The 619-nt window shown below is 62.7% G+C and carries 1 protein-coding gene; it reads right to left on the minus strand.

Annotation, left to right across the window (positions count from 1 at the left end):
* Window positions 1–20: 20 nt before the first annotated feature.
* Window positions 21–619: head-tail connector protein (locus NGR01S_RS31685; protein WP_169811982.1), on the minus strand; the 599-nt coding region annotated here is incomplete at its 5' end.

Below are 619 nucleotides of genomic sequence, written 5' to 3' on the forward strand. Positions count from 1 at the left end.
GCTTTTGACGGAGATCGGCATCAGGCCACCAGCACTTTGTTGATCTGGTAGTCGCAGAGCATCTTCTTGACCTGCGGCACCTGCTGGACCTTGTGGACGCCGAAGTCCTTGAACCCCTCGACCCCAAGCGGGGCATCCTCGATCTTGAAGAGCTCGGCCGTCATGATCAGGGTTGCCTGCTTGACCGGCGCCGGCACGGACTCCCAGCCCCACTTGGCCGTGACCCGGACCGTTTCGTCACAGAACATCTGCGGGCCGTAGCTGCGCATGACAAAACGCCTGAAGGGCCAGCCCGGGACGCCGTTGGCGACGCCGTTGAGCGGCTCCAGGACGTATTCGCCGATCGACCAGGGAGTGCCCCAGCCCCAGCTCGGATGTCCGGACTGAACGATCAAGCCGTCCTTGGTCCAGAAGTCATCGACCGCGAGATAGCGGCTGCTGGTTGGGATGTACTCCCGCGCTGTAGCCTCTTCCGAGCGATTGAACTGCCGGCCGCAGTAGTTATCGACCGCGCTGGTAGCCGCGTTGAGCGCTGACTGGATCCGGAGATCCCGGGCGCTGTCATCGACGTCGGCGACCTCTTTGAGGATGTAGCTCTTGGCCTCGTCCAACGTGGCAT

Source organism: Nocardia grenadensis NBRC 108939, assembly GCF_001613445.1.
GTDB classification, from domain to species: domain Bacteria; phylum Actinomycetota; class Actinomycetes; order Mycobacteriales; family Mycobacteriaceae; genus Nocardia; species Nocardia grenadensis.